Below are 23,913 nucleotides of genomic sequence, written 5' to 3'. Positions count from 1 at the left end.
ATGATAAAGGATGTCAAGTTTACGGAAAAAGTTTCCAAACTGTTTTGTCCGTGTCCGTGTTGAAGCAAAACTTATGCCAACCGGCATTTGCGGTTATAGGTTATGAATAAAAAATACAATATTGGAATCTGTTTGTTTCTGCTTGTTTTGGTGACTGCATGCGCACCCAAGGACAGGCCGTTTCGCGATATTTTCAAAGACAGGCAGCCGGGGCAGGTCCTGTTTGAAAAAGCCGAGCAGCAATACGGGCAATCGGCTTATTCAGAGGCCGCAGAATTCTATTCCCGGTATTTGGAGAAATATCCGGACGGGGACCGGGTTGCTGATGCCCGTTTCAAACTGGGCATGATACAGATGCACACCCGGGATTACGGCCGGGCGCGTGAGTTGTTTCGGGCATTAATCCGGGAACTGCCCGATAGCGATGCCGCCGGACGTGCACAAGTGGCTGTGATGCGCTCGTATATGGAACAGGGAGACTTTAAAGAGGCCCTGGCGTATCAAAGCAGGCTTTCGGAAAAGCGCCTGGATGCCGGCCGGCAGCTGCGTGTGGATCTGCTGGCCGGCGATGCCTGGATGGCCCTTGGCCGTTTTGACAGGGCATATGAAATGTTTTTGTCTGCATTTGACCGAGCCGGAAAGCCGCAACAGCAAAAGGTGGGCAGGCGTTTGCTGGCTGCGGCGTTTCACATGACCCCGGAACAAATCCAGGCTGAACTCGACAGTCTGGAGGGAAAACCGCCCAGTGGATATCTCATGTACCAGCAGGCAGTGCGGATGGCCGCAGAGGCCCGCATTGGCGATTCTTTGACGGTTTTTCAAAAATTTGCAGACCAGTTTCCGGATCACCCCCTGGCTGCGGAGGCCCGGCAGGAAATCGAGCGGATCAGTGCCCAGGCTTTTTTCAAAGACAACCGGGTGGGCTGCGTGCTTCCCCTGTCCGGGCGATATGAGGTTTTCGGCCAGCGGGCGCTAAAAGGCGTGGAACTGGCGGTTTATCAGGCCGGAAGCCGCATGGATGTTTCCCCCCCGGTACAACTGCTGGTGCGGGACTCCGGATCGGATCCGCAGACCGCAAAAAAAGCGGTTCAGGAGCTGGCTGAGCAGGGGGTGGCGGCGATTATCGGCCCAATGACCGGCGGCTCCGCGCCTCTGGACGAGGCCCAGGAAAAGGGGGTGCCCATTATTTCCCTGAGTCAGAAGTCCGGCGTGACAGAAGCCGGGGCTTACGTGTTTCGCAATTTTCTGACCCCGGAGATGCAGGTGGATGCCGTGGTCAGCCATGCCGTGGCGCAGCTGGGCTGCCGTCGTTTTGCCGTGCTTTACCCGGATGAAGCTTATGGAGAGACTTTTTTTCACCAATTCTGGGATCAGGTGCTGGCCAGGGGCGGTCGCATTGTGGGGGCGGAATCCTATGATCCGGATCAGACCGATTTTGCCGAACCCATTAAAAAACTGGTGGGGTTGTATTATGATCTGCCCGAGGATTTAAAGCCCCTGGAGCCGGATTTGGCCGAGTCTGAAAGTCTGATCCGAACGGTGATGCCTGAGCGCCAAATGCCTTCAGAGACCCAATTGGCCGGGATTTCTCCATTGGCACCGGAAGCCGCCGGAGACCGACGCATCCGGCCCGATCCTGAAGAGGACGACAAACCGCAGCCGATTGTGGACTTTGATGCTGTTTTCATCCCGGACAGCCCCGAAAAAGCGGGTTTGATCATTCCCCAGCTCCGGTATCACGATATCAATGAGGTGTATCTGCTGGGCACCAATCTGTGGCATTCCCCCAGGATGATACAGATTGCCGGAAGACAGCTGCGAAGGGCTGTGATCCCGGAGGGCTTTTTTGCCCATAGTCAAAATCCGGCCGTAACAGCGTTTGTTTCTGATTTTGAAGAGATTTATGATGAATCCCCGGGGTTTATTGAAGCGGTGGCCTATGATTCGGCCATGATAATCTGCCGCCGGCTGGCGGAAAAAAATCTCGCCAACCGGCCCGCCCTTCAAAAAGCCCTGGTTGAGATGCCCGCCCATGAAGGGGTGACCGGAAAAACACGGTTTTTATCTTCCGGCGAGGCGGAAAAACATCTGTACCTGCTGGATGTCATTGACAGCCGGTTTGTGCAGATTGCCCCTTAAACCGGCATTTATGGATTGACCAGGCTGCCCTGGCCGGTTGCCTCCAGCACGGTTTGCCACAGCTTGTCGCCGGCAAATACATGCTTTCGCTTGCCGGCGGTCAGCGGTACCGGCACGTGGACGAAATGATCGTTCCAATGGCCGATGATCATGTTGGTCTTGCCCGCAATGCCGGCATGGACCGCATCCCTTCCCAGAAACGTGCAATACACGTGATCATTGGAATTGGCCGGCAGGCTGCGGATCATGTAGCTGGGGTCAATATATTTCAGCGATATGTCCATGTCCCTGGCGGCAAAGTATTTTTGGATCTGTTCCTTTAAAAACAGTCCGATGTCATGGAGCTTGATGTTGCCGGAAGGATCATATTCCGCTTTGTGGGATTCGAAAAATTTCTGGCCTGCACCTTCTGCAATCAAAATGACCGCGTGCTTGCGCTGGGCCAGGCGCTCCCGGAGCTTTGTGATCAGGCCGTTTGGTCCTTCCAGGTCAAAATCGATTTCCGGGATGAGCACGAAATTGACATCCTGCTGGGCCAGGGTGGCCGTGGCTGCGATAAACCCGGAGTACCGGCCCATGAGCTTGATCAGCCCGATGCCGTTGGGATAGCCTTCAGCCTCCTTGTGGGCCCCTTTGATGGCGCCGGTGGCAATGTCCACGGCGGTGTCAAACCCAAAGGACTTGGAAACCATGTGAATGTCATTGTCAATGGTTTTGGGCACGCCGATAACGCTGATTTTCAGGCCTCGCTGCCGGATGGAGGCATCGATTTTGGATGCCGCCATCAGGGTGCCGTCGCCGCCGATCATAAACAGGATACCGATGTTCATCCGCTCCAGGCAGTCCACAATGACTTCAATATCCTGGGGGCCCCGGGAGGAGCCCAGTATGGATCCGCCCATTTCATGAATGTCCACCACGTTTGCCGGGCTCAGATCCCGGACATCATGCTGGTATTCAGGTATAAATCCCTGAAGGCCGTAGCGGACTCCGTAAATATGTCTCACCCCGTAGGAGTGATACAGCTCCAGGACAATAGAGCGGATGATGTTGTTTAAGCCCGGGCAAAGACCGCCGCAGGTTACCAGGGCGCATTTGAGCTTGCTGGGATCAAAATAGATTTTTTTCCGGGGCCCGGCCAGTTCAAATGATGGCGGGCTTGTGCCTTCCTGAATGGCTTCTGTGATTTTTCTGGCTTCCAGTTCGATTAATACCCGCTCATTGTCATCCTTGAAAATCTCCTGTCTGGAGCCGTTTAATTCCTTTGCAATGGGAGATTCGATCTTGGCCTCGCCAAGTGTGTCAATACGGGTGTCCATGTCCATGTCAATATTGGTGTATATGGTCATTTTGCTTTTTTCCAAACCTGTCTTTGTTTTGTATACAACCCCGGTTTTCTGCGCTGTGACGCAATCAGACCGGGTTGAATTTCAGTGCGCCTTTTCCCAGGATGTCATGAAGATGAAGGGCCCCCACGATCGTGCCGGTTTCATCAATTGCCGGCAGCACGGTGATCTGATGGGTTTCCATGATGTTTAAGGCCTCGTAAAGCGGCGTTGCTGGATGCACGTGTTTGGGGTTAGGCGTCATCATGGTATCTACGGTGTTTTCATACACCGATATCTTCTGCACCACCATCCGCCGGATATCCCCGTCTGTGATAATCCCGGCAAGCCGGTTTTCCCGGTCGACAATAAAAATGACCCCAAGCCGGCACCTTTCCATGTCTGCCAGTGCCTGTTCCATGGATGTGCCGAAGGCTGCCATGGGAACCGCCTCGCCGGTGAGCATGATATCGGCCACCCCGTAGGACAGCCGGCGGCCGAGATTGCCGCCGGGGTGAAATTTTTGAAAATCACTGGTGTTGAATTTGCGTTTTTCCAGCAGCACAACAGCCAGGGCATCGCCCATGGCCAGCTGGGCCGAGGTGCTGGCCGTAGGTGCCAGTCCCAGGGGGCAGGCTTCTTTTTCCACGCCCACGTAAATGACCAGGTCGCTCTGGGAAGCCAGGCTTGAGCGGGAATTTCCGGTAAAGGCCACCACCGGGCAGCCAACACTGCGGATGCTGGGAATCAGGATGTTGAGTTCATCGGTTTGCCCGGAGTTGGAAAGGGCGATAAACACGTCATCTGCAGACACAATGCCCAGATCCCCGTGCATGGCCTCCACCGGGTGGAGAAACAGGGATCGGGTGCCGGTGCTGTTTAGGGTGGCCACGATTTTTCGGGCGATTAACCCGGATTTTCCGATCCCGGCCACAATCACCCGGCCCCGGGACTGATAGATCAGGTCCACCAGCCGGTTAAACTGGTCATCAAGATGATCGGCAAGTTTTTCAATGCCTTCGGCCTCGATTCGCAGGACTTCGCCCGCCCGTTCTCTATACATGGCAAAGCCCTTTCGGACCGGGATTGGCGGATAAGCACATCAAAGACAATATATTGATCCTTTCAAAAGGTAAATTATATTCATCCTGTCAGTTTTTCAAAGAAAAATCAACCCTGCCCATCTCCGGGGGCGGATTACGGCGCCTGCTGCTTGAAGACGGCCCCGGATTCGGCCATTTCGGCCATTTTATGAATACTGCGGCTCAGATGCCATCTTCCCTGGGCAAAGACCCCGTAATCCGCCCCGCCCATGGCAGAGGCAAACCGGACGGAGTTGGCGTAAAACAGCCAGGTTTCGGCCCACAAGCGTTCAATGGGTTCGTCAAACGGGCTGGCTCCGGATTGCGGGCCCCGGGCGGCACCTGTTTGCCAGGCTTTTTCCAGGATTTGCGTGGCTGTGCGCACCTGGTCATTGGTTGTTTCAACAGTGTTGGCCAGGCGATTGAAATGGCCTTCAACCCAGCCGGTGCTGTGACAGCTCAGGCAGACCTGCTGCAGGGTCCTGGTGCGCTTTTGCTGCTCCTGTTTGCTGATGAGAAATTCTTGTGCCGGCGTGCCGTCAAGGGCTGTGGGCAGGGGCAGGCCGTCCTTGCTTTGGATTTTTGTTGTGTCGGCTGACTGCGGATGGGCGTGGGCATAGGGCAGGCCGAAAATCCGCCGTCCCAGGCGGTCGTTCATTTGATGGGTTCTTTCGGCAATCACCCGGTCGTTTGCATCCGTGAGCAGGCTCACATGACATGTGGCACAGGTGGGTGCTTCCAGGTCCTCTCCCACGGTCCAGGGAACTGCGGAAAAGTCCCATTTTTCCGAAGATTTGCCGGCGTTGTAAATGTTGCCGTGCTTGCTGACGCTGTAGACCTTGTAGGCGGGCACGTCCGGTCCTTTGTGGCATTGGGAGCAGGTTTCGGGTTTACGGGCCGTCTCAATGGCAAACCGGTGCCGCGGATGGCAGGCCGAGCAGGACCCCCGGCTGTTGTCCGGGTTGATCCGGCCGACGCCCTGGTTGGGCCATCCCCGGATCACCGGAAATTCCATGGGGCCCATGGATGTCTGCCGCTCGGCGGTTTCTTCCACGGTCAGCTTTGTACCGTGGCAAAACAGGCATGAGTCTGCGTTTGTCTGTTTATCCGGTTTATGCTGGGAAAGGCCATTGTTATCATCTATGGAAAGCGGGCCGTTGACGGCCGTGATCAGGGCGTCATAAAGGGAATTGTCCATGAGGTTGCCGTGGGCTTCGGCCATGAGATTGTTGGAAAATTCTTCTCTTTCCCGGCTGTGGCAGACCGCGCAGTCCTCCGGGGTGACAACGGTGTGAACCTTCTGTCCGGCATGGGCAAAGCTGTCGGCATGGGTTTCAGGACGCAGGGTGTGGCATTCCGCACATCCCACCACAACGGTTTCCAGATCCCCGGCAATCACATCAGCAGAGATCCGCCGCTCAAGCTTGTCTTTTTCCATGGCCTGTGCCGGTGTGGTTTGTGACATCCGGCTGTTTTGCCAGTCGGCCACAATGGCCGGGGTCGCGGTTTTATGGCAGCCCAGGCAGGACCGGCTCTGCGGACTGATTTCGGCTTTTTCCCGGGCAAAACCCGGAATGGTGAAAACAAGCAGCATTCCCACGGCCGCCCATATAATCCAACCTGTTTGTTTCATTGCTTTTTTCCTCGCCTGCGCTGGTGTTCAGAGTGTTTTGTCCGGATCACTACGGTCAATCCTGTATGCTTCTAGGGGTTTTCTTACTGTAAAATACAGTCCTCCCCCAATGTATCTTCCCGGATGATTTTTCTATACCTGAACTCAACAGTAAGCTCCAAGATTTTTTTGGCAACCGTGTCTTTTAGGTGACAACCCGTTTTGCATCAAGGAGGTTTTACCATGTTTCATGATCCTGCATACAGCCCTGCCGCCCCGTCCCGCAGCACTCATGCGGAGCCGTTATACGCAGATATCGAACAAACCGTGGAGGCCCGCAAAGCTGCAGAGAAAAAATTTAAAAGCGGCAGAAAGAAATTTGATCCGGTCCAGCAATACATGGCTGATATCCGCAGCCACGGGCTCATTAACCGGGATCAGGAACGCTACCTGGCTGCAAGGGTCCAGGATCACGATGATGACCAGGCCGCATATGAACTCGTGGTTTCCAATCTTCGGCTGGTGGTCAAGATTGCCTTAAAATTTCAGCGGTTCTGGAACCGCAATCTGCTCGACCTCATCCAGGAGGGCAACGTGGGCCTGATGCAGGCAGTGCGCAAATATGATCCCAATCGCAACGTCAAGTTTTCCTATTACGCCTCCTTCTGGATCAAGGCTTATATCCTGAAATATATGCAGGACAACTGGCGCATGGTCAAGGTGGTGACCACCGAAGGACAGCGCAAGCTTTTTTACAAGCTCAAGCAGGAACGCAGAAAACTTTCGGCCATGGGTATTGATGCCGATTCCAAACGCCTTTCTCAGCGTTGCGGGGTTGAGGAAAAAGATATCGTGGATATGGACCAGCGCTTGCTCAACCGGGATATTTCCCTGGATGCTCCGTTAAACGAGGATTCGGATACGGATTGGGTGGATTTTCTCAGGGTTGATGAGGACAAGTCCATTGAAGAGGAGGTTTCCGAGCGGCAGATCGATAGTATGGTAAATCATAAGGTGAGGGAATTCAGGGAAAAAATTCCTTTCCGGGAACGTGAAATCCTGGATTTGCGGATTTATTCCGACTCACCCATGACCCTGCAGTCCCTGGGCGATCGCCTGGGACTTTCCAGAGAGCGGGTCCGCCAGCTTGAAAAACAAATCATGGAGGAACTCAGGCACTACCTGAGCAATGAAATCCGCGATTTTGAGGAATACGCCGCCTTTGCCCGGGTAGCGTGACGCTTTTTTCGCTTGTATTTTCAAAGTATTGCCGCCGCAATGTCGTTTGTGTTGACATGCGGCGGTTTTTTTTATAGAAAATAAGAGAGTATGGCCTATGATCATTTGCATTGCCTGCCATTTATGATCCACTCCGGGATGAGGGACGGAAAAAGACCTCCATGGGAACCAAAAAGATCGTTATTGTTGAAGATCATCAATTGTTTCGCGACGGCTTAAAAGCCATGCTGGACAGCCGCAAGGACCTGGAGGTAATCGCAGAGGCCGAAGACGGTCTGCAGGCCCTTGAAGTCATTCGTGAAAACACGCCGGATCTGCTGCTGCTGGATCTTTCCATGCCACGGCTCGGCGGCATCAGTGTGATCAAGGAATCCAAGCGTCTGTATCCGGAGGTTGCGGTTCTGGCGCTGACCATCCATGAATCCGACCAGTACGTGCTTGAGGCGTTTAATGCCGGGGCCAACGGCTACTGCATCAAGGATGCCAGCCGGGAGGAACTCCTGGTGGCCATCAACAGCGTGCTCAAGGGCCGAACCTACATTAGTCCGGGCATAGCCGATAACGTCATGGAAGGCTACATTGAAGGCCGCAAACAGATGAAAACCCGTTCTGCCTGGGATAACATCACCCAGCGGGAGCGCGAGGTGCTCAAACTTCTGGCCGAGGGGTATCTGAACAAGGAAATCAGCAGCATGCTCCATATCAGCGTAAAGACCGTGGAAAAGCACCGTTCCAATCTCATGGGCAAGCTGGATCTGCACAGCGCCGCAGCCCTGACCTCCTTTGCCATTGAACAGGGCCTGGTACACAAAGACAGTTACCCCGGTTAACAGGCACATTCCCGGGCTTGTTGGGGCAGGTTGACAATCACCCGGGTGCCTTTTTCCGGCCGGGAGTGGATTTCAAAATTTCCCCCGCACACGCTGGCCCTTTCCTGCATGCCCTGAATGCCGTGCCCGCTCATGGGATCCGATTCGCGGAGCCGGGCATCCGAATCAAATCCCTTTCCGTCGTCAGAGACCGCCAGTTTGATGCGGTTGCCGCTTTTCTCCAGCAGCAGTCGGATGTTTTTCGGATTTGCATGGGTTGCGGCATTGTTCATGGCTTCCTGCAAAATCCGGTATATCACGATTTTTAACGGCTCATCGATATTTTCTTCCTGGATCCGGATTTGCTGCTCCACCCGGATATGGGGGTAGAAATATTGAAATTCCCTGCAGAACCAGGTGATGGTGGCCAGCAGCCCCAGGTCATCGAGGATGGTGGGGCGCAGGTTGGCGGAGATGCGCTTTGTCTCCTTGATTGTCGTCATTAAATAGGAAACAATGCTTTCCAGAGACATGATATGCTCGGGCGGATCCGGGGGCATCTGTGATAATTTTTCTTCCAGGCTGAACTTGATGGCCGCAAGGCTCGCCCCGAGACTGTCATGGAGTTCCCGGGCAATTTTTTGACGGTCGGCTTCAAGTGTGTGCAGCATTCTGTGGGAAAAATTCCGAAGCTTTTCCTGGGATTCCTGAAGCCTGGCCTCAATTTTTTTGCGGTGTTCGATTTCTTCTCTCAAGGATTCCACCGTGTGGGTGAGTTCTGCGGTACGTTCCGCCACCCTTTTTTCCAGCTCAGTGCGCGCCTGCTCCAATTCCAGGCGATCCTGCTTGCGCTGGGTAATATCATGGAATACCCCCACCGCACCGGTGATATGTCCTCTTGGATTGCGTATGGGAGCGGTGTTGACCAGCACGTGCCGGCATTTTCCGTCGGGAAGGCCAACGGCCAGTTCATGGTCCACGATCATCTCTCCCTGGAATACGGATCGGGCCAGGGGCAGGTCCACAGGATCATAGGGCGGAGAGTTGTCGTGGTATCCGGGTCCCATGGTTGCGGAGATCCCGTTTGCAGGGGTTTGCTGGTAAAATTTTCTGGCCGCGGGATTGGTCATGACGATGCGGCATTCTTCATCCACCACGATGATGGCTTCCGGAGCGCTGTGAATAATGGCCTGCAGGGCCGTGCGTTCGGTTTCCAGCTGGTCCATGAGCCGGCTTCGCTCGGTTTCGTCCCGGGCCACAGTGACCGCGCCCGCAATTTGCCCCTGGTGGAGCAGGGGCACTGCGTTGAATTCATAGATCCGTTCCCTTCCCTTGGAATCTGTGCGGATAAATTTTTCATCGCGCACCTTTTGCCCGGCAAGGGCTCTGCTGCAGGGTAGTTGATCAAAGGGTACCGCACGATTGTTGGGATAAAGCAGGACTTTTTTTTGAATAAAGATCCGCCAGGGCATACCCGTGGGATCAAAACCCATCATATGGATTGCCGCCGGGTTGGCCATGACCGGGGTGCCGGCCCGGTCATAGACAATCACCGGCTCGGCAAGGGAGGAAAACACCTGGGAGATTTCTATTTGCTGCAGGATACCGGCATGTGCACTGCGGCCCGGAGCTTTGTTTTCCCCGGCAACACCGGTTTGCCCATCCGGCTGTTGCTGCATCGGCCCGGGTTGGAAATCGGATTTTTGGGTATCGGGGTGGAGCTGGTAGGAAAAGCCCCCGATACGGCCATCCTGCGCATGATGGGCCATGATTGAGCCGAAAATGGGCCGACCTTCGGGCCCTGGTTCCGGCACACCGTCATCAGAATCCGGGTTTGCGGAAAAACCGTTGTTGCCGCTGCAGAGGACTGCATGAATGTGCTGTTTCGTAACGTCGGCTTCCGGAGCCACCCCCAGCAGCCGGCGGGCAACGGGGCTTAGATACAACAGATTCCCGGATGCGTCGGTAACCGCAGCCAGATCCCGGAAACGATCAATAAGTGTAGCGATCAGATCATGCATATGAATTGTTTGACATCAAATCTGTGAGGATTTCACATTCCGTCCAATGCCAGCCGGGCGCAGGGCTTTAAACAGCGCTTTGCCGAATCACCCGCCGGGACTTATTTGAAAATATAATTCTTTTTCCATGGATCGCGAATATTTGTCCGGGCATGGGCAAGGGCCCGGTACAGCGCCCCGCAGGACAGTTCCGCACAGTGGTGCGAGGATTCAGGCAGTGTCCGGAGATAATCGATAATATCCCGGGGAGTTATGGTCCAGGCATCTTCCAGTTTCCGGCCATGGACCATGCGGCCGATGGTATTGGCGCATGCCCGGGTATTGATGCATCCGTCGATCTGAAAGGAAATTTCCTGGATTCGGCCCTGGTCAACGGACAAAAACACTTCAACGGTGTCACCGCAGTCGCCGGTGTTTTTCCCGTAGCCGTCCGGCCGGGCCGGGCGTTCCAGGTAGTCGGGGCAAAAAGCCATTTCCAGAAAGGCCTCAGAGTGGTCACTGAAAAAATCAAATTCCTTTTCCATGAATCGGGTTCCTGCATTGCTGTGAATTGATTTGCATTTTTTCGGCCACCCAAACAATTTGTTTTCACTTGTCGGGGCGGCCGGGGGCTTTGCATTTGTCAAAAAATCTTTATAGCAAATTTTTGACGCATTGCAAGCACGGGCAGGAAAAGGAAAAGCGGCTGCAGGTTATTTTGCTGGGGCGTTGTGCCGGGTGTGGCACCGGGCACACTGGACCGGCCCGGCGCTTTTTTCCAGGTGGCAGGTCTTACACATTCGGTGATAGGCCCGGGTTAGTTCCATGGGCCCGTTGTTTTCGGACAAATGGCACTCCGAGCATTCCATGCCCACCGACATCTGACCTTCGCGTTTTTCACCGTTTTCATAGACATGGTGGCACACGGCACAATCATAGATTTCTGCTTTCTGGTTGTGCGCATCATGTTCAAAGGCGACCACGGGCCGGGTGCGCTTTTCAAATCCGCTGTCTTCCACCGTGGTGACATGGCCCTGGGCAAAAACTGCGGAAGCGGTGAACAAAAGGGCCATCAAAGCCAGACGGACCGGACGGGCAGCTGTTTTGTTCCGGGACTGCATAAGCCTTTTTATTCCTTTTTCATGCATTCGTAGATGATGTCTCCCAGAAATTTCAACTCCAGGCCAAGCTCATAATGGTCAATAATGTCTTCAAGACCGCCGTGGCAGTTGTGGCAGGGCGCGATGAGCACCTCTGCTCCCTTGTCCCGGGCTGCAGCCAGTTGATCGGCCTTGACCCGGTTGCTTTCCACCCGCTTGTTCTTAAAAGGCGGGCCGCAGTTGATCACCCCGCCGCCGGCACCGCAGCAGAAATTGTGCTCCCGGTTGGGTGTCAGTTCGATAAAGGTGCTGCAGGTTTCATTGACCACATACCGGGCCTCATCGCCAAGGCCCCGGCCCCGGACGATGTTGCATGGATCATGGAATGCCACAGGCCGGTCAAATTTTTTCGGAATTTCAATGCGTTTTTCCCGAAGGATTTCAGCATAAAATTCAATGGCGTGAACCATGGGCAGCGGGGGCATTTTCCAGCCAAGTGTCCGGTTGCCCACGTCATAGACAGAGCGGAAGGCATGACCGCATTCACCCATGACAATGCGCTTGGCTTTCAAATCCATGGCCGCCTCAAAATGGACCTTTTTCAACCGTGCGGTCATTTCCATGTCTCCGGTGAACATGCACATATCACTGTTGTCCCATCCCGGCGCGGAGGGCACGGTCCAGTCGGCACCGGCCATATGGAAGATCACGGCCATCTGGTAGATCAGCTGAGCCCGGAATTTGGGCTCCGGGCCGATGAGCGAGTAGAAGATATCCGCGCCTTTTTTGTCAACGGGGATGCGCAAATCCGGGATTTCATCCCGGGCTTCTTCTTCCTGCCACTGGAGGGTGTCGATCCATTCGTCATCGCGGACCCACATCTGGTTAAAGGTCGAAGCGTGGCTGTGGGCTGTGTCCTGTATATACTGGGGAACCACGCCAAGCTGGTGGCAGCCCCTGCGGACAAACAGCATCAGGTACGCCACATCAATGCCAAAGGGACAGTAGATCACGCATCTGCGGCAAAGATTGCATTCGGTAAAAACCGTTTCACAGGCCTGTTTGACAAAATCCACATCCAGTTTGGCTTTTTTGTTTAAAATCCGGGAAACGGTCTGCTTGACCTTGCCTGCCGGCGAAAGCCGGGGATCACCGTCTTTGGACAAAAAGTGATGGCAGGCATCGCTGCACAGGCCGCAGTGCACGCATGCATTTGTGTAGGCTCTCAGACGTGCTCCGCCTTCTGCTTCCACCAGGGCGTCAAAGACTTTCCGGATTTTTTCCGGGGTCAGCCGGCTGGCGCCCTTTTCAATGCCGGCATCGTATATGCCGTTTTTGTTGTTTGCTTCTTGTTTCTGGTTTTTTGGGTTCATATTGTTTCACCTGCAAGGTCAATTGGCTTTTTTAAGGGCTACCAGTCCCGGGATTGGCGCAAACCGCCGAATTCCGAGCCTGCATATCCCCGGGTAAACGGCCACAGGGCCATATGAAACAGCCGGGTAAACGGCAGGCACAGGAGCATCAGCTCGCCGCTGAGCATGTGAAGAATGCCCGCGGTTTCATATCCGTAAAATTGGTGATAGGTCCAGAAGCCGGTGACAAAAGGCGCGGCAACCATGGCGATGATTACAAAATCGCCCGGGGTGCTCAAATATCGAACATTTTCCTTCACAATCCGGCGGACCAGGAAAAACAGGCATCCCAGGATCACCAGCACGGTCATCACATCCGCGGCCGGATCCGGCAGGTGCCACCATGACACGTTCCAGGACTCCATGACCAGAATCACGTGGGCTGCGGCAAACAGCGGCGTGACAATCAGGCAGGCGTGGAATACAAACGCCACAATAGTGATGACCGGATGGGCGCGCATACCGGTGCTGGCAAAGGGGATGATCCAGTGGAGCATCGAACGCAGGGCGTAATAAAGGCTGAAATACTGGTAGACCACAGGATCTTTTTTCCGGGCGGTTATGGCCAGGTGGACCAGCCGGCCGATCATGCCGGCGGCAAAACCCAGAATCGCTATCCAGACAAAAATTCCGCTGGCAAGCTTGTATAACTCATGCATGCCCGGGCCTCCTTTCCGACAGGGCCGGAGAATCCACATTTAGCACGATCCGGCAGTAGTGGCCGCCCTGGCCTTGGGGCAGAACGGCCCTGACCAGAAGCTTGCGGCTGTCCGGACTGAAAACCGGCTGCCAGGCATCGGCAAATGTCATGTCAATGGGCCGGCCGTTTAGCAGGATGGTGAATCGTCCGTTTTTTTCCACTTTGGCTGCCGCATGGGCGCCGTCCGGGCTGAAAACCGGCTGCCAGGCCATATCCTGGCCCGTGTCCCATATCTGGTCGTCAACTGCCACGTACCATTTGCCCTCGGTTTTGCCAATGCAGCCCACCCGGTCGCCTGCAGGGCTGAATACCGCGTCGGTGACCAGTTCGGTAAACCGGATTTTCCAGGGCCGGTCATCAACGGTAATGGTCCATTTGCCGTATTCCGGGGCGGTAATGGCAGCAATGCGGGAGCCGTCAGGGCTGTACATGTGGTGCCAGAGCTGCACGTATTTGGGGTTCCACAATATTTCATCGTCTTTGGCAAGCCCCCAGCCGCCGGCCATGCGTACCGGTGCGGTCACGGAATGGTCCCGGGGATGAAACCGGGGAGCCCATACACCGGCATAGCGTTTTTTCCATGCCTGGTCATCCACGGCAATGGTGTAATCATAAAGGCTGGTGCGCAGTTCAGCGGCCAGGTGGGCGCCGTTTGCGGAAAAGGCAACCTCCCAGATATTGACATAATGATTTTCCCAGGGCTTTCCGTTTATTGCCACGGTAAATCCGCTTTCCTGGAATTTTTCAATATCAGCTTCCGGCAGCCAGGTGTCCTGGACCACCGCGGCTGCAGTTTGTCCGTCCGGACTGACAGCGAGATGGGTCAGGGCGAAAAATTCGTTTTCCCATGGCACGTCGTCGGTCACCGCCCGGTAGCGAAGCTCCTTTTGGGCGGCAACGGTAATGTGCGGGGCGTTTTGGGCAAAGCAGGGCTTCCAGACAAATTCATACCAGTTTTCCCATGCCGTGCCGTCAACAGCCACCGTCCACATGGCCATGTCCGAGACCAGGGCCAGGGCCCGCTGATCCGGGGTAAAGCGCAGATGCCAGAGTTTATCATATTGGTTCTCCCAGAGGGTGCCGTTGACGCAGGCCGTAAAGGTCTCATCTTCTGTTTTGACAATGGCGGCAATTTTTTCCCCGTCACTGCTGACATATGGTTCTTCCATGTATGAAAAGCGATCATGCCAGGCGGGAAAATCGCCGATTTTTCTTTGACCGGCTGTCCAGTCCCATTCTTCTTGTTGCTGATCCATTGGTTTCTCTCCGGATATTGCCAGATCATTTTGTTAAATCAGCTTATAGAGTAGCGTATTTGCAACGGAGAATCAACCCCCGGTGTGAAAAATGTTCATTAAAGAGTCACCTGTTTACTGTTCGGCCACGGGTTATGCCGTCTGCGAGTTTTCAAAATTTTCCGGGTCAGGCCAGCAGGGTGGCCAGAAGGCCGGATAAGACGATGCCGTCAAACGTGCCTGCCCCACCGATGCTGGCCACACCGGTGTTGAGTTTTTCGATCTCTTTTAAATGAAGCAGGTCCGCACCGATCAGCGGGCCGAGCACGCCGGCGCAGAACGCGATGGGGGGCGCCAGTTCCCGGTAAAGCAGAAGCGCGCAGGCCGCCGCTGCAATGGCCGGAACCAAAGCGGGCATGGCAATGCCCACATTGGCAACAGGCCGGGCTGTATGATAGCAGATAAAGACGTTTATGCCCACGGCTGTAAGGGCAAGTCCCAGCACCCCCGGTCCGTGTCCGGCGATGCGGAAAAGTTCGTATGCGGCAATGGCGCATGGAATCAGGCAACCGCCAACATTGACCGCCAGCACGGTATGCTGCTGCCGGCAGGTCTGGTCTGCAAAAAAACGCTGCAGGCCGAAAAACCGGCATGAGGACGCATCAAAAGGCTGATTTCTTTTAATTCGCCGGACCGGGATGTTGATCATGCCGCCGATAAATATGCCCATGACCGCCAGCAGGGTCACGCGGGGGCTTAATCCAAGCCGGCCCAGTGCGGTGAGCATCACATCGGCCAGAAACAAGGGAAACAGAACCACAAATACTGCAAAAAGAAAAAGGGGCAGACATCCCTGGGTGTTTCCGGATTGCATGGTTTTATCTCCCTGCCAGATAATCTTTTAAGCGCCTGAGGGCCAGCTCGATGTTTTGCCGGCTGTTGCAGTAGGAAAACCGCAGAAATCCGTGGCCGCCCGGCCCGAAATCCCGCCCGGGGGTGACGGCCACCCCGGTTTTTTCCAGAATGTCAAAGGCCAGGCGGTAGTCGTCGGCATCAATATGGGCGCAGCTGGTAAATACATAAAAGGCGCCTTTGGGCTCCACGGCAATGGGAAACCCCAGATCCCTGAGCCCCTGGACCAGCAACTGTCTTCGGGTGTCATAGATTTGCCGCATTCGCGCCACTTCATCCCATCCGTTTTGGAGGGCCGCAATGCCGGCCCACTGGGCCACAGACGGCGCGCATATAGCGAAATTCTGGTGCATTTTCTGCAGGGGGCGAATAAAATGCGGCGGGGCAATCAGATAACCCAGCCGCCAGCCGCACATGGCGTAGCGCTTGGAAAAGCCGTCGAGCACAAAGGCATTGTCCGTATATTCCAGGATGGAATGCTCCTGTCCTTCGTAGACCAGGCCGTGGTAGATTTCATCGCTGATGACGTAGGGGCCGCCCGGATTTCCCGGGGCCATTTCAGCAACGGCCGCCAGCAGGTCAGGGGGCATCACCTGGCCGGTGGGGTTGGCCGGGCTGTTGATGAAAATGGCACGGGTATTGGCGTCCATGGCCGACCGGATTTCATCTGTCCGGAACTGGAAGCCCTCCCGGGCGCGGACTGGAATTCGGGTCGGTACGCCGCCGGCAAACTCAATAAAGTTGTCATAACAGGCATAATGGGGGTCCGAGAGGATCACCCGCTGGCCATCTTCGAGCAGGGCGGAAAAAAGCAGGAGCATGGCCGCGCTGGTGCCTGCGGTCACCAAGACCCGGGCCGGGTCCACTTCCACGCTGTAGCGCTTCCGGTAGTTTTCGGCAATGGCGCAGCGCAGTTCCATGATGCCCATGGAATGGGTATAATGGGTTTCTCCGCGGGCCATGGCTGCGGCGGCCGCCTTTGTAATCACCTCCGGGGTGGCAAAGTCGGGCTCGCCCACCTCCAGGTGAATGATTTGGCGTCCGGCAGCAGCCAGTTCCTGGGCCCGCTCCAGCACATCCATCACAATAAAGGCCGGAATCCGGCCGGCCCTTTGGCTTACACCCATGGGTCCTTATCCATACATGTTTTCGATTTCGTTCTGGTAATTTTTGATCACTTCCTTGCGCTTGAGCTTCATGGTCTGGGTGAGCATGCCGTTTTCCACGGTGAAATCTTCGGTCAGGAACTTGAATTTTTTAGGAATTTCATATCCCCCAAAAGTTTTTTTCAAATGGCGGGTGATTTCATTTTCAATCATTTCCGTAAAGGCCGGGTTGGCAATCAGATCCTCAGGAGCCGCTGATGCGCCGTTTTTGTCAGCCCAGCGGGCGGCTGCCTCAAAATCCGGCACCACCAGGCAGACGTTATAAGGCTTTCCCTCGCCGTAGATCGTTGCATTGGCCACGGGCGCAAGCAGCTTGATTTCCTCTTCAAGAACGGCCGGAAATACGTATTTGCCGTTGGAAAGTTTGTACTGCTCCTTGATCCGGCCGGTGATCCACAAAAAGCCGTCTTGGTCAAACATGCCCCGGTCCCCGGTGCGAAATCCGCCGTCGGCCATGATGACCTCTTTTGTGGCCTCGGGCTGGTTGTGGTAGCCTTTCATCACATTGGGGCCGTAGACCACGATTTCTCCGTCCCCGGCGTCTTCTTCAACCACGGATTTGTCAATGACCACCTTCTGGCCTTCGAGCACCTTGCCCACGCTGCCGATTCTCCATGCACTGCTGCAGTTCATGGAAACGGCCGGGGCGGTTTCGGTCAAGCCGTAGCAGTCGTAAATGGGAATGCCGATGTCATAGAAAAACAGAGCGATTTCTTTGTTCATGGCCGCACTGGCGGTCAGGGCGCCGGTGACGCGGCCGCCCATGGCCTCGCGGACCTTGGACAACACGGCCTTGTCAAAAAATCTGTGCTTGATGTTGAGCCACAGGCCGGGGGACCGGCCCTGTTCGACCAGTTCGTTTCGCTGCCGGGCAATTTGGCAGGCCTTGTCAAACAAGGCTTTTTTTGCCTCTCCGGCATCTGTCATTTTGGCCTGGATGCCGTCATAAATTTTGTTGAAAACCCTGGGCACGGATACCAGGTATGTGGGCCGAACCAGGCGCAGGTCATCGCCGAGGGTCTGCACATCTCTCATAAAGCCCAGAGACCCTCCGAACTGAATCCAGTTGTTGAGCTCGCCGCTCAAAGCATAAGAGTGGGCCCAGGGGAGCATGGACAGTCCCACCTGGTTTTCAGTGAGTTCCGGGTAAATGCGGTAGCCGGCCCTGGAACAATAGGTCAGGTTGCCGTGGGACAAAAGCACACCCTTGGGCGCACCCGTGGTCCCGGAGGTGTAGATCAGCACTGCAATATCGTCTGGATCCGGAATCAGGGCTTCGGCCGGATTGGCCGCACCATCGTTTTCCAGGGCGGCCAGGCTGTTTTCCCCATTTGAATCAATAAGATAAATGTTTTCCAGGCCCGGAATTTCTTCAGGGAAATGTTTGACCTTCTCATAAACCTCCGGCGAGGAGACCAGCAGAAACTTCAGCCCGCTGTCTGCGATAATGTATTTCCATGTGGCCACCAGCTCCTTTTCATACATGGGGATATACCTGGCTTTTCTGCCGTAAGTGGCAAAGGCCAGCACAGCCCACTCCGGCCGGTTGGCGGCGATAATGCCCACCGAGTCGCCGGGCTCCACTCCGAGCCGTGCCAGCCCGCCGCGGGCATTGTTGATGCGCCGGCCGATTTCCCCGTAAGACATCGAATCCAGTCCGCCGGCATCATTATGTACCCAGAACAGGATGTTGTCCCTGAATTTCTTTTCGCTTTCCTGCCACCACTCAACCAGGTTGTCCGGTTTTTCGTATGTCCACATATTTACCCCGATTTTTTAAATTATTGAACACGTTGTCAGTGTGATGATCACCATGACAATTTTTTGGGAAAACAGGATATATGGCACAAATTGACCGGGAAATCAATTCGTAAACCGTTTGGAAAATAAATTTATGCCGCCTTGTTTTGCCATTTGCTGCGGATCAAGCCCGCAAATGTCTATTGACGTTAAGTATAAGGCAAAAGGTCCGGCAGGCCTCCTTCGGCAATGGCATGATCAACGATTCCTTGTCCCATCGTGGTAATCAAAGGAGTATCTTTACAATTTGAACTCGGGAACCTATACTCTTTACACCAAAAACCGGATAAAATGAAAAATCCGTCAGTAACCGTTCATTGCGGCAAGGAGGTACAAAATGACCTGGCAGGACCTGTCTCTAACGTGGCATTACGTTGAAAAATGGGCGCAACAAACACCTGATGCAGAAGCGCTGGTTTTTAAAGAAGATCGTCTTACCTGGAGCGGCTTTAAATCTGAAATGGACAAGGCGGCCCGGGCTTTTCTCGATGCCGGCGTGGCAAAAGGGGATCGCGTGGCCATGCTTTCCATGGCACGAACAGAGTTTCCGGTGACCTACATGGCAGCCAATAAAATCGGTGCAATATGGCTGGGCATCAATCCGAAGTTCACTATTGATGAACTGCGATATCAGATAGGCGACAGCAAGCCCGCAGTATTAATTGCTGTCAGCGAATTCCAGGGGAACGATCTGTCTAAAAACATTCAGACACTGACAAAAGAATTTTCTTTTCTGAAAAAGGTTCTTGTAATTGGCAGCAGGGTTTCCGGTACGGAAGATTACCGGGATTTTCTGGAACAGGACCGCAGTCATGCAGAAAAAGAGTTTGAAGAAAGAATGTACGGGGTGAGGAGAGAAGATGACGCTCTTCTCATGTACACATCCGGATCCACTGGAAAGCCGAAAGGTGTGGTGCATACCCACAGAAGTATTATTGAAAACATCCGGGCAGAGGTTGAAAAATTTTACTTCCGCCAGGGAAGCCGTGCCCTGTTGCATTTTCCGATCAATCATGTTGCAGCCGACGTGGAAATCGGTTTTGCAGGTATACTGGCCGGCGGTTGCCTGGTCTGCATGGACCGGTTTGATCCGGTTGAATCATTGAAGGTGATTGAAAAGGAAAAGATCAACGTGGTGGGCCAGGTGCCGGTGATGTTTTTGCTCCAGATCCAGCAGCCAACCTTCTGGGAAGTCGATATAAACAATATCGAGCTTTTCGCCTGGGCCGGGTCAGCAGCACCGGAGTTGATGGTCAGGGTGCTTTCCGGAATTGCCCGGAATACCGGGGCAAAACTCATCACCGGTTATGGCAGCACAGAGACATGCGGATTTGTTACCTATACGGAAAAAGATGACGATACGGGGACTCTGCTGCACACCGTTGGTAAAATCGCATCACCCTTTGAACTCAAAGTCGTTGACAGCCACCGTGCTGAACTGCCCGATGGACAGATCGGCGAAATTGCCGTTCGGGGCCCTTTTATGTTTTCCAGATATTGGAACATGCCGGAAGAGACGGCCCGTATGCGCGATGAAAACGGATGGTATTACACCGCAGACCTTGCCTACAGGGATGAAAGGGGCTACGTCCATATAACCGGCAGGATATCCGAGATGTTTAAAAGCGGTGGGGAAAACGTCTATCCGCGGGAAGTTGAAGAGGTTATTGAACTCGATGAAACCGTTTTGTTTGCTGCCGTAATTGCCGTACCAGATGAAATATTCCAGGAAGTGGGCTGGGCATGGATCATGCTGCAGCCTGGTAAGGAGACCACCGAATCAGCGGTGGAAAACCTCTGCCGGGCAAAACTGGCAAACTACAAGGTGCCCAAGCGCTTCTTCATCCGTAAGAATCTGCCGCTACTGGCCAATGGCAAAATAGACAAAGCCGCCCTGCGCGATGAAGCAAAAAAGATCCTGGAACAACAATAGCCCGGAGGTGCCTCAATGGAACTCAATACCGGATTTGCCGGCACTCCGTTGCGAAGCCGGCGAACTATTGTCAACTGGCGTGATATCATGAATTACGCCGCGGCAGTGGGGGACAACAACCCTGTGTATTTTGATGATACACGGGAAAACGGCATCATTGCGCCTCCAATGTTTTGCGTGGCCCTTACCTGGCCCGTATCCGAACGACTGGGAGAACACCTTGAATCTGAATCTTTCCCGAAAGAAGTCATTTCCACCCAGGTTCATTACACAGAACATATCCAAATCCACCGCCTTGTAAAGCCGGAGGACCGGCTAACAATAAGCGGAAAAATAGCCGGGATTCAGCCCCATCGTGCCGGCACGCATGTTATTGTTCGATTTGATGCCACAGATGATCATGGCGCCCCGGTTTTTACGGAACATCTTGGCGGTCTGATGCGAGGCGTTCGTTGCACCGGTGATGCCACAGCACAAGAAAATGTACCTGAAATCCCGCGCCATCAGGCAGACATCGGTGCTATGGACTGGGTTCAGCCCCTGGACATTGATCCACTTATGCCCTATATATACGACGGTTGCACCGATATTTATTTTCCAATTCACACATCAATACAATTTGCCCGCAGTGTGGGGCTTCCAAACATTATTTTGCAGGGAACAGCCACTCTGGCGCTGGCAGTGCGGGAGATTACAAACGCCTTTGCCGGATGCGATCCCACCAGAATCCGGACCATTGCCTGCCGGTTTACAGACATGGTGGAACCCGGAACCCGGATTAGTGTAAAAGCAAAGCCCTCGACTGAAAATACTGGTGCTGACAGTATCTGCTTTGTGGTCATCAACGAAAATGAAAATAAGGCGATTCGCGACGGTCAGATAGCGCTTGAAAAGTAAACCCGATCTCCAGGTCATGCAGGGAAGCCGTATTGCGGATTCGGTGGATCCGGAAAACGGCGGATTCAAGCTGCAAAACCAGTTTCCAAGATATCTATCCCTGCTCAATCGCCTCCCTCACTTTAACCGCAAGATCTTTTACCGAGAGTGGTTTCTGAATAAATTGAACCCCTTTATCCAGCACCCCATGATAGGCGATCACATCGGCGGTATAGCCCGACATATAGAGGATTTTGAGCCCGGGCTGACTTCTGGCGACTTGCAAGGCCAGATCCCGCCCGTTCATCTCCGGCATCACCACGTCGGTTATGAGCAAGTCTATTTTTCCTTTATACTCTGCAGCAAGCTGAACAGCAGCTTCCGGTCTTTCAGCCGACAGCACCTTGTAACCGAGGCGCCTGATTATTTTCTTCCCCATCTCCAGTATTGCCGGCTCATCTTCAACCAGCAGGATGGTTTCAGAACCCTTCGGAATTTCAACAGCGGATTTTTCCGCAGCGCCTGAAGACAGTTTCCCGGCTTGCTGAGACGGAAGGTATATTGAAAAAGTTGTTCCCTGCCCGGGCTCGCTGTATACGTTTATAAAACCTTCATTCTGTTTGACAATGCCGTAAATCGTTGGAAGCCCCAAACCGGTTCCTTTGCCAATCTCCTTGGTTGTGAAAAACGGCTCAAACAAGAGATTTTGAACTTCTTTTTCCATGCCGCAGCCGTTATCGCTGACGGCCAGCATTACGTATTTGCCGGTGACTGCCTCCGGATTGCCATTGCAATAATCTTCATCAATTATTTTATTTTTCGTCTCTATGGTCAAGTTTCCCACATCGGATATCGCATCCCGGGCATTGACAGCAAGGTTTGCCATTATCTGGTCCACCTGGGAAGGGTCTATTTTTACCGGCCACAAATTGTTGCCGGGGTGCCATGCAAGATCAATGTTTTCGCCGAGCAAGCGGTGCAGCATTTTTATCATCCCGGAAATCGTGTCGTTTAAATCAAGCAGTACCGGACTGATGGTCTGTTGCCGGGCAAAGGCCAAAAGCTGCCGGACGATGCCTGCAGATTGCTGTCCTGCGGCGTGGATTTCCCGGATATTTTCATAAAGCGCTCCATCAGGCTCAATCATATCAATGGCCATTTCGGCATACCCATTGATGATAAAAAGCTTGTTGTTAAAATCATGGGCCACGCCGCCTGCCAGGCGGCCTACGGATTCCATTTTCTGGGCCTGGTACAATTGGTTCTGGAGTTTTTCCTGTTCCTCCTCCCTTTTTTTCTGCTCAGAGATATCGCGCGTTACGCCCTGTAAACCGACAAAGTTGCCGTATTCATCACGAATAGCGGAAATGTTCATCGACACCCATATGGTGGAGCCATTGGCTTTGTAATGCTTAAGTTCGATCAACCGCGATCTGTCTTTGTCACTTGCAGGGTCATTTTCCTTTTCAAGTTCTTCGGCAAGCACCTGGTACATTTTATTCAGATAAAACGGCGGAATTTTTTCCGCCATGGTCCGGCGCATGTGCTTTTCCGGGGTTTCACCCAGCAATTTTTGAACCGAAGCGCTTACAAACGTCGGATTCAGATTCAAGTCCGTGGTCCAGACCACGTCTGTTAAATTTTCCGCAATTCTCCGATACTTTTCTTCACTTTCCTTTAATTGTTGCTCGGCATGTTTGCGATCAGTTATATCTCTTGAACTGAATACGATTATCTGAGGGGTACCGCTTTCATCTCTAAGAAAATTTCCCACGGTTTCAAGCCAAAGGTAGGTGCCGTCTGCACATTTGTACCGATACTCGACTTTGCGGGGATGACCTGTTGCAAAAAAATCATTGGATTGCTCCAGTACACGCGGGAGATCTTCAGGATGCACAAAATCCATCACATTTTTTCCAATCAGGAAGCCCGGTTCGTAGCCCAGAATTTCATGGGTTTTTCCTGCAAAAGTGAAGTTTCCTTCCATATCGGTCAGCGCAATCATATCCAGCATATTTTCACTGATGATCCTGAATAGCTCAGCCTGATCATTTCTTTCTTCAAGCTGGCTGCGCAACTGTTTGACCTGCAATTCCGCCTCAATCTGCCTTACCTGCATCTTATAAACCATGTGCAGGATTTCTTTACGCGTCATGGAATCCAGGGCGGGCGGCTTTATGGTCCGGGCCTTTTGCTCGGCCTGGTCCCGGATTTGGGCGGCATCCTGGAACCCGGCTTTGCTGGCCGGGAAACGGGTCTTTTCGCTATTATCCCTTTTATTTCTCATACTTTCTCCAGGGCATGGGAAAACCCGCAGAGTATTACGGTATTGCCCATAATTTTTGAATCCCATCTTAAAATAACCTTATATGCTTTTCGGATGTTTTTATAAAAAATAAAACGCATTTCCGGTATTTTGGCCAAAGGCTTATAATGCGCCTATTGACGGTCCGGCAAATTTCATCAGACAGGGTTTGATGGCGCCGTAAAAAGTCCAATATCTGCGTTACGCGCAATTTCTCAGAATTTCACGTACGGCTAAGTACGCTGCATTCTTCGAAATTGCGCAAGCC

General features: G+C 53.6%; 18 protein-coding genes. 5 read left to right on the top strand and 13 right to left on the bottom strand.

Annotated features, from left to right (window positions below; translation table 11 throughout):
- Positions 1-102: 102 nt before the first annotated feature.
- Positions 103-2,139: a penicillin-binding protein activator gene (locus ACTCIA_RS13045; protein WP_463002248.1), complete on the top strand. Its 2,037-nt coding sequence runs from the start codon at positions 103-105 to the stop codon at positions 2,137-2,139.
- Positions 2,140-2,147: 8 nt separating this feature from the next.
- Here the strand turns inward: ACTCIA_RS13045 and ACTCIA_RS13040 are convergent, their stop codons facing one another.
- The 3 genes from ACTCIA_RS13040 to ACTCIA_RS13030 all read right to left on the bottom strand — a co-directional run bounded on the left by ACTCIA_RS13040 (position 2,148) and on the right by ACTCIA_RS13030 (position 6,179).
- Complete coding sequence (locus ACTCIA_RS13040; protein ID WP_463002247.1) at positions 2,148-3,488, bottom strand: ATP-dependent 6-phosphofructokinase; 1,341 nt, start codon at positions 3,486-3,488, stop codon at positions 2,148-2,150.
- Positions 3,489-3,552: 64 nt separating this feature from the next.
- Positions 3,553-4,527 (bottom strand): KpsF/GutQ family sugar-phosphate isomerase, encoded by a 975-nt coding sequence (locus ACTCIA_RS13035; RefSeq protein WP_463002246.1) that lies wholly within the window; start codon positions 4,525-4,527, stop codon positions 3,553-3,555.
- A gap of 134 nt (positions 4,528-4,661) precedes the next feature.
- Entirely contained in the window at positions 4,662-6,179 is a 1,518-nt protein-coding gene (locus ACTCIA_RS13030) for a multiheme c-type cytochrome (RefSeq protein WP_463002245.1), read from the bottom strand.
- A gap of 222 nt (positions 6,180-6,401) precedes the next feature.
- On the opposite strand from ACTCIA_RS13030, the gene ACTCIA_RS13025 reads away from it, so the two are divergent.
- Both ACTCIA_RS13025 and ACTCIA_RS13020 read left to right on the top strand, forming a co-directional pair.
- Positions 6,402-7,397 (top strand): sigma-70 family RNA polymerase sigma factor, encoded by a 996-nt coding sequence (locus ACTCIA_RS13025; RefSeq protein WP_463002244.1) that lies wholly within the window; start codon positions 6,402-6,404, stop codon positions 7,395-7,397.
- Positions 7,398-7,558: 161 nt separating this feature from the next.
- A complete protein-coding gene (locus tag ACTCIA_RS13020; protein WP_463002243.1) occupies positions 7,559-8,227 on the top strand; it encodes a response regulator in 669 nt (222 codons plus the stop codon).
- On the opposite strand, the gene ACTCIA_RS13015 is transcribed toward ACTCIA_RS13020, so the two are convergent.
- From ACTCIA_RS13015 to ACTCIA_RS12975, 9 genes are all read right to left on the bottom strand, one after another.
- Entirely contained in the window at positions 8,224-10,227 is a 2,004-nt protein-coding gene (locus ACTCIA_RS13015; RefSeq protein ID WP_463002242.1) for a PAS domain-containing sensor histidine kinase, read from the bottom strand. The two genes, ACTCIA_RS13020 and ACTCIA_RS13015, sit on opposite strands and share 4 nt — an antisense overlap.
- A 101-nt stretch (positions 10,228-10,328) precedes the next feature.
- Positions 10,329-10,751: an iron-sulfur cluster assembly scaffold protein gene (locus tag ACTCIA_RS13010; RefSeq protein ID WP_463002241.1), complete on the bottom strand. Its 423-nt coding sequence runs from the start codon at positions 10,749-10,751 to the stop codon at positions 10,329-10,331.
- Positions 10,752-10,919: 168 nt separating this feature from the next.
- Complete coding sequence (tmcA, locus tag ACTCIA_RS13005; RefSeq protein WP_463002240.1) at positions 10,920-11,327, bottom strand: acidic tetraheme cytochrome c3 TmcA; 408 nt, start codon at positions 11,325-11,327, stop codon at positions 10,920-10,922.
- An 8-nt stretch (positions 11,328-11,335) separates the two neighbouring features.
- Positions 11,336-12,679 carry an electron transfer complex ferredoxin TmcB gene (gene tmcB / locus ACTCIA_RS13000; protein WP_463002239.1) on the bottom strand — a complete coding sequence of 448 codons (1,344 nt, stop codon included), beginning with the start codon at positions 12,677-12,679 and terminating at the stop codon, positions 11,336-11,338.
- Positions 12,680-12,717: 38 nt separating this feature from the next.
- Entirely contained in the window at positions 12,718-13,377 is a 660-nt protein-coding gene (tmcC, locus tag ACTCIA_RS12995) for a TmcC family electron transfer complex membrane anchor subunit (protein ID WP_463002238.1), read from the bottom strand.
- Positions 13,370-14,674, bottom strand: a complete 1,305-nt coding sequence (gene tmcD / locus ACTCIA_RS12990) for an electron transfer complex subunit TmcD (RefSeq protein WP_463002237.1) — start codon at positions 14,672-14,674, stop codon at positions 13,370-13,372. The genes tmcC and tmcD overlap by 8 nt, the downstream gene beginning before the upstream one ends.
- Positions 14,675-14,840: 166 nt before the next feature.
- Positions 14,841-15,527: a DUF1614 domain-containing protein gene (locus ACTCIA_RS12985; RefSeq protein ID WP_463002236.1), complete on the bottom strand. Its 687-nt coding sequence runs from the start codon at positions 15,525-15,527 to the stop codon at positions 14,841-14,843.
- Positions 15,528-15,531: 4 nt separating this feature from the next.
- Positions 15,532-16,692 carry a pyridoxal phosphate-dependent aminotransferase gene (locus tag ACTCIA_RS12980; RefSeq protein WP_463002235.1) on the bottom strand — a complete coding sequence of 387 codons (1,161 nt, stop codon included), beginning with the start codon at positions 16,690-16,692 and terminating at the stop codon, positions 15,532-15,534.
- Between the two features lie 6 nt (positions 16,693-16,698).
- Positions 16,699-18,492 carry an AMP-dependent synthetase/ligase gene (locus ACTCIA_RS12975; protein WP_463002234.1) on the bottom strand — a complete coding sequence of 598 codons (1,794 nt, stop codon included), beginning with the start codon at positions 18,490-18,492 and terminating at the stop codon, positions 16,699-16,701.
- A gap of 376 nt (positions 18,493-18,868) precedes the next feature.
- On the opposite strand from ACTCIA_RS12975, the gene ACTCIA_RS12970 reads away from it, so the two are divergent.
- Together ACTCIA_RS12970 and ACTCIA_RS12965 are read left to right on the top strand one after the other, a co-directional pair.
- Positions 18,869-20,464 carry a class I adenylate-forming enzyme family protein gene (locus ACTCIA_RS12970; protein WP_463002233.1) on the top strand — a complete coding sequence of 532 codons (1,596 nt, stop codon included), beginning with the start codon at positions 18,869-18,871 and terminating at the stop codon, positions 20,462-20,464.
- Positions 20,465-20,479: 15 nt separating this feature from the next.
- Positions 20,480-21,361: a MaoC/PaaZ C-terminal domain-containing protein gene (locus ACTCIA_RS12965; protein WP_463002232.1), complete on the top strand. Its 882-nt coding sequence runs from the start codon at positions 20,480-20,482 to the stop codon at positions 21,359-21,361.
- A gap of 94 nt (positions 21,362-21,455) precedes the next feature.
- Here ACTCIA_RS12965 and ACTCIA_RS12960 read toward each other — a convergent pair whose 3' ends face one another.
- Entirely contained in the window at positions 21,456-23,495 is a 2,040-nt protein-coding gene (locus ACTCIA_RS12960) for a hybrid sensor histidine kinase/response regulator (protein WP_463002231.1), read from the bottom strand.
- Positions 23,496-23,913: the final 418 nt, after the last annotated feature.

Source organism: Desulfosalsimonas sp., assembly GCF_055149105.1.
This window is presented reverse-complemented; position numbering and strand designations above follow the sequence as displayed.

What these genes read in the sequence shown, in the direction of transcription:
- ACTCIA_RS12965 (WP_463002232.1), top strand. Translation starts at nt 20,480, where the DNA reads ATGGAACTCAATACCGGATTTGCCGGCACTCCGTTGCGAAGCCGGCGA.
- ACTCIA_RS13045 (WP_463002248.1), top strand. Translation starts at nt 103, where the DNA reads ATGAATAAAAAATACAATATTGGAATCTGTTTGTTTCTGCTTGTTTTG.
- ACTCIA_RS13030 (WP_463002245.1), bottom strand. Translation starts at nt 6,179, where the DNA reads ATGAAACAAACAGGTTGGATTATATGGGCGGCCGTGGGAATGCTGCTT.
- ACTCIA_RS13020 (WP_463002243.1), top strand. Translation starts at nt 7,559, where the DNA reads ATGGGAACCAAAAAGATCGTTATTGTTGAAGATCATCAATTGTTTCGC.
- tmcB (WP_463002239.1), bottom strand. Translation starts at nt 12,679, where the DNA reads ATGAACCCAAAAAACCAGAAACAAGAAGCAAACAACAAAAACGGCATA.
- ACTCIA_RS13040 (WP_463002247.1), bottom strand. Translation starts at nt 3,488, where the DNA reads ATGACCATATACACCAATATTGACATGGACATGGACACCCGTATTGAC.
- ACTCIA_RS13010 (WP_463002241.1), bottom strand. Translation starts at nt 10,751, where the DNA reads ATGGAAAAGGAATTTGATTTTTTCAGTGACCACTCTGAGGCCTTTCTG.
- ACTCIA_RS12980 (WP_463002235.1), bottom strand. Translation starts at nt 16,692, where the DNA reads ATGGGTGTAAGCCAAAGGGCCGGCCGGATTCCGGCCTTTATTGTGATG.
- ACTCIA_RS12970 (WP_463002233.1), top strand. Translation starts at nt 18,869, where the DNA reads ATGACCTGGCAGGACCTGTCTCTAACGTGGCATTACGTTGAAAAATGG.
- ACTCIA_RS13015 (WP_463002242.1), bottom strand. Translation starts at nt 10,227, where the DNA reads ATGCATGATCTGATCGCTACACTTATTGATCGTTTCCGGGATCTGGCT.
- tmcC (WP_463002238.1), bottom strand. Translation starts at nt 13,377, where the DNA reads ATGCATGAGTTATACAAGCTTGCCAGCGGAATTTTTGTCTGGATAGCG.
- tmcD (WP_463002237.1), bottom strand. Translation starts at nt 14,674, where the DNA reads ATGGATCAGCAACAAGAAGAATGGGACTGGACAGCCGGTCAAAGAAAA.
- ACTCIA_RS12985 (WP_463002236.1), bottom strand. Translation starts at nt 15,527, where the DNA reads ATGCAATCCGGAAACACCCAGGGATGTCTGCCCCTTTTTCTTTTTGCA.
- ACTCIA_RS13025 (WP_463002244.1), top strand. Translation starts at nt 6,402, where the DNA reads ATGTTTCATGATCCTGCATACAGCCCTGCCGCCCCGTCCCGCAGCACT.
- ACTCIA_RS12960 (WP_463002231.1), bottom strand. Translation starts at nt 23,495, where the DNA reads ATGACGCGTAAAGAAATCCTGCACATGGTTTATAAGATGCAGGTAAGG.
- ACTCIA_RS13035 (WP_463002246.1), bottom strand. Translation starts at nt 4,527, where the DNA reads ATGTATAGAGAACGGGCGGGCGAAGTCCTGCGAATCGAGGCCGAAGGC.
- ACTCIA_RS12975 (WP_463002234.1), bottom strand. Translation starts at nt 18,492, where the DNA reads ATGTGGACATACGAAAAACCGGACAACCTGGTTGAGTGGTGGCAGGAA.
- tmcA (WP_463002240.1), bottom strand. Translation starts at nt 11,327, where the DNA reads ATGCAGTCCCGGAACAAAACAGCTGCCCGTCCGGTCCGTCTGGCTTTG.